Annotated in this window: 3 protein-coding genes; 2 read left to right on the top strand and 1 reads right to left on the bottom strand. The window is 71.0% G+C overall.

The window, feature by feature from the left end:
- The first annotated feature begins 374 nt into the window (after window positions 1-374).
- Window positions 375-1373 (top strand): tryptophan--tRNA ligase, encoded by a 999-nt coding sequence (gene trpS / locus LUZ64_RS36350; RefSeq protein WP_095580120.1) that lies wholly within the window; start codon window positions 375-377, stop codon window positions 1371-1373.
- Between the two features lie 78 nt (window positions 1374-1451).
- Here trpS and proC read toward each other — a convergent pair whose 3' ends face one another.
- Window positions 1452-2261: a pyrroline-5-carboxylate reductase gene (gene proC, locus LUZ64_RS36345; protein WP_095580119.1), complete on the bottom strand. Its 810-nt coding sequence runs from the start codon at window positions 2259-2261 to the stop codon at window positions 1452-1454.
- A gap of 357 nt (window positions 2262-2618) precedes the next feature.
- On the opposite strand from proC, the gene LUZ64_RS36340 reads away from it, so the two are divergent.
- Window positions 2619-4172, top strand: coding sequence for a SulP family inorganic anion transporter (locus tag LUZ64_RS36340; protein ID WP_095580117.1), 1554 nt, complete (start codon window positions 2619-2621; stop codon window positions 4170-4172).
- The last annotated feature ends 196 nt before the right edge of the window (window positions 4173-4368 follow it).

Below are 4368 nucleotides of genomic sequence, written 5' to 3'. Positions count from 1 at the left end.
ACTTTAGCGGATTTCCCCCGCGACTCCTAATCGGAGTCCGATCCGAATTCCGGACACGCCGAAATCCATCCCGTTCAAGGGCCGTGCAGTAGAGAGTGCCACCGGATGTGGCGTGAGTGGCCGCCTCGTCATCCCTGGGGACTCCGTGGCAACTCGAAGAACTCTACACGAGCCCGTAGGACGCATCAAACCCGTGGCGCAACCAGGTTTCAGGGGCGTACGGTCGGATCATGACTCAGCATGCGTGCAGCTGCACCCAGGAGTGGTGGGCCGCCTGACGGCGGCCCGACTCTGCGCATGCAACCAACGGCCGCCGCCTCGGCGGCCGTCTTGCTGTCTGTGGCGGTGGGCCCTCTTCAAGGAGGCAGGAACCGATGACACGGATCTTCAGCGGCATCAAGCCCACCGGCCATCTGACCTTGGGCAACTACCTGGGCGCCGTCCGGCAGTGGGTCGAGGTGGACCAGCACAAGGCCGACGCGCTGTTCTGCGTCGTCGACCTGCACGCCCTCACCGTGGACCACGATCCGGCCCGGGTCCGAAGGCTCAGCAGGCAGGCGGCGACGCTCCTGCTCGCCGCCGGCCTGGAGCCGGCCCGCTGCACCGTGTTCGTACAGAGCCATGTCGACGAGCACACCCGGCTCTCCTACCTCCTGGAGTGCACGGCGTCCGACGGCGAGATGCGGCGGATGATCCAGTACAAGGAGAAGTCCGCGCGGGAGCGGGCCGCGGGCGGCGGGGTGCGGCTCTCCCTGCTGACCTATCCGGTCCTGATGGCGGCGGACATCCTCGCCTATTCGGCCGACGAGGTCCCGGTCGGCGACGACCAGGCGCAGCACGTCGAGCTCACCCGCGACCTGGCCGTCCGCTTCAACCAGCGGTACGGGCACACCTTCACCGTGCCGAAGGCCGTCGTCCCCTCCGTCGCGGCCCGGATCATGGACCTCCAGGACCCGACGTCGAAGATGGGGAAGTCGCACGCGGAGACGGCCGGGATCGTCTACCTCCTCGACGAGCCGGACGTCGCGCGGAAGAAGATCATGCGTGCGGTGACCGACAGCGGCAGCGAGGTCGTATACGACCGTGAGGCCCAGCCCGGCGTGGCCAACCTGCTGGAGATCCTCGCCTCCTGCACGGGCGGGACCCCCGCCGAGCTCGCCGGGACGTACGCGTCCTACGGGGCGCTGAAGCGTGACACCGCGGAGGCCGTGCTGGAGCTGCTGCGGCCGGTGCGGGAGCGGCACGCGGAGCTGTGCGCGGACCCGGGCTATGTGGACGCGGTGCTGCGCGAGGGTGCCGTGCGGGCGCGGGAGCTGGCCCGGCCGACGGTCGACGCGGCGTACGCGGCGATCGGCCTGCTGCCGCCCGCCTGAAGGTCCGCCGGCGCTCCTCGGGGGAGTCCCGGGGCCGGTGGCGCCTGAGGCCCACCGGTCCCGGAGCCGCCGTAAGACTCAAGCCTGCCCGGAAGCCAGTTCGCGGCTGCGGTCGCGGGCGGCCTCGAGCGCGGCGATCAGCGCGGCCCGTACGCCGTGCCGCTCCAGCTCGCGGATCGCGCTGATGGTCGTACCCGCCGGGGAGGTCACCGCCTCGCGGAGCTTCACCGGGTGCTCACCGCTGTCGCGCAGCATGACGGCCGCGCCGATGGCCGCCTGGACGATCAGGTCGTGTGCCTTGTCGCGCGGCAGACCGAGCAGGATGCCGGCGTCGGTCATCGCCTCGACGAGGAAGTAGAAGTACGCGGGCCCGGAGCCGGAGAGGGCGGTGGCGGCGTCCTGCTGGGACTCGGGTACGCGCAGCGTCTTGCCGACCGGCTTGAAGATCGCCTCGGTGCGGAGCAGGTGCTCCTCCGCCGCGTGCGTCCCCGCGGAGATGACGGACATGCCCTCGTCCACCAGCACGGGAGTGTTCGGCATGACCCTTACGACCGCGGTGCCGGCCGGGAGCTTCTCTTCCAGGAAGGCCGTGGGGATGCCGGCCGCAGCGCTGATGACCAGCCGGTCCGCGGACAGGTGCGGGGCGAGCTCGTCCAGCAGCGCGGCCATGTCCTGCGGCTTCACGGCGAGGATGAGGGTGTCGGCGGCCTTCGCCGCCTCCAGGTTGCCTACGGCGTCGACGCCGTAGCGGGCGCGCAGGTCCTCCGCGCGCTCCGGGCGGCGGGCGGTGACCAGCAGGTCGTCGGTCGACCAGCCTGCTCGGATCATCCCGCTGAGGAGTGCCTCGCCGATCTTTCCTGTGCCGAGGACGGCGACTTTCTGAGCCACGGAGCTCGCTCACCTCTTCGCTGCGCTGGGTTCCAGGGGCGTGCCACGCCATTTTCGCACCCGGCGCGTGCGCCATGCTCCGGCGCGAGGCGAACGTAAGACCACACAGGCATACGCCGGAGTGAACCGAGCGTCCGATTCCGGCCGCCCGACCCCGCGTTTACACCGTAGTAACACGCCAACTGCTCAACCTACGGCGCCACTTGGACAGAATGACCGCGGGTGTCCACGGCACGCTCCGTCACCCTTTGCCGTCCGCCGCTCCCCACGACGACGTCTTCCCGCTGCCCGTACTCCCCCTTCGACAGGCAACGAACCGCATCGCTGTGCGCGCCGCCGCGCACTGGAGGCAAGCTCATGGAGAAAATACCCTTCAGCCATGCCCGGAATGTGTTCTCCCGGGCCAAGCTCCGGTCAAACCATCCCCATGCCCGTCCCCGGACGAGCCTTGAGCGCAAAGCGGACCTCCGGGCCGACTTCACCGCCTCGCTCGTCGTCTTCCTGGTCGCGGTCCCGCTGTCCGTGGGCATCGCCGTCGCCTCCGGGGTGCCGGTCGAGCTGGGGCTCGTCACCGGCGTGGTCGGCGGCCTCCTCACCGGTCTCCTGCCGGGCAGCAGCCTCCAGGTCAGCGGCCCCGCCGCGGGACTGACCGTCCTCGTCTTCGAAGCCGTGCGGGAGTACGGGCTCGGGGCGCTCGGCGCCCTGGTGCTCGCAGCCGGCCTGCTCCAGATCGCCATGGGGGTGCTGCGCCTGGGGCGATGGTTCCGGGCGATCTCCGTGGCCGTGGTCCAGGGGATGCTGGCGGGCATCGGCCTCGTCCTCATGGCCGGCCAGCTCTACGCCCTCGCCGACGCCGCCCCTCCCGGCGGTGGTCTGGCAAACCTGGGCGGCCTTCCCGGGCTGCTCGTCGACACCCTGGGCTCGGCGGACGCGATGTGTGCCGTCGCGGTCGGGGTCGGCACGATGGCGGTCCTGGTCCTGTGGCCCCGCTGGCGGCGCGGGGCCCGGATCCTCCCCGGTCCGCTGGCCGCGGTCGCGCTGGCGACGACCGCGGTGGCCGGCCTGTCGCTTCCCGTGGCGCGGATCCAGGTGAGCGGCCTGCTCGACGCCGTGCAGCCGCCCGGCTCCCGGGACTTGGCCCGGCTCACCGAGATGGGCGTGCTGGGCACCGTGCTGGCCTTCGCGCTGATCGCTTCGGCGGAGTCGCTCTTCAGCGCCGCGGCCGTGGACCGGCTGCACGACGGGCCGCGCACGGATTACGACAAGGAGCTGATCGCGCAGGGCGCGGGCAACACGGTGTGCGGGGCGCTCGGCGCGCTGCCGCTGACGGCGGTGATCGTCCGTAGCGCGGCCAATGTGAACGCGGGCGGGCGCACGAAGGCCTCGCGCGTCCTCCACGGGCTGTGGCTGCTAGTCTTCGCCGCCGTCCTGCCCTGGGCACTGGAGGTCATCCCGGTGGCGGCGCTCGCGGGTGTGCTGATCCACGCCGGCTGGAAGCTGGTCCCCGGCCGCGACCTCGCCCGGCTGTGGCGCGAGCACCGGGGCGAGGCGGTCGTGCTGGTGGTCACCACGGGGGCCATCGTCACGACGAACCTCTTCGAGGGCGTCCTCGTCGGTCTCCTCATGGCGATCGCCAAGGCGGCGTGGGAGACCTCGCACGTCCATGTGGAGACGGTCGGGGCCAAGGACGGCGTCGTCCGCGCCCGGGTGCTCGGGAACGCGAACTTCCTGCGCCTGCCGAAGCTGCTGGACGAGCTGGAGGCACTGCCGCGCCCGGGGCACGGCGTCGAGCTCGACCTGAGCGGGCTGCGCCATATGGATCACGCGTGCAGGTCGGCACTGTCCGCCTGGGCGGAGCGCAACGCCGCGCCGCGGGGCGCGGTGGCGACGGGACCACCGGTCGGGCCCTGAACCAGCACGCACTACCGGGGGCGCTCAGGAATTCCTGAGCGCCCTTCGGCTGGGCACGTACGCGTAAGAAAAAGTTTCTGAACGCAAAAATGCCTCAGGCCCCGAGTGAAAACTCGGGGCCTGAGGCTAAAAATTGTTCGGCGGCGTCCTACTCTCCCACACGGTCCCCCATGCAGTACCATCGGCGCTGAAAGGC

Origin of the sequence: Streptomyces albireticuli (assembly GCF_021228125.1) — a bacterium.
Classification (GTDB): Bacteria; Actinomycetota; Actinomycetes; order Streptomycetales; family Streptomycetaceae; genus Streptomyces; species Streptomyces albireticuli.
Note: the sequence above shows the minus strand (reverse complement) of the source record. Positions and strands in the feature narration are given on the sequence as shown.

Coding starts and splice junctions, on each gene's coding strand:
- LUZ64_RS36340 (WP_095580117.1), top strand. CDS start 2,619: ATGGAGAAAATACCCTTCAGCCATGCCCGGAATGTGTTCTCCCGGGCC.
- trpS (WP_095580120.1), top strand. CDS start 375: ATGACACGGATCTTCAGCGGCATCAAGCCCACCGGCCATCTGACCTTG.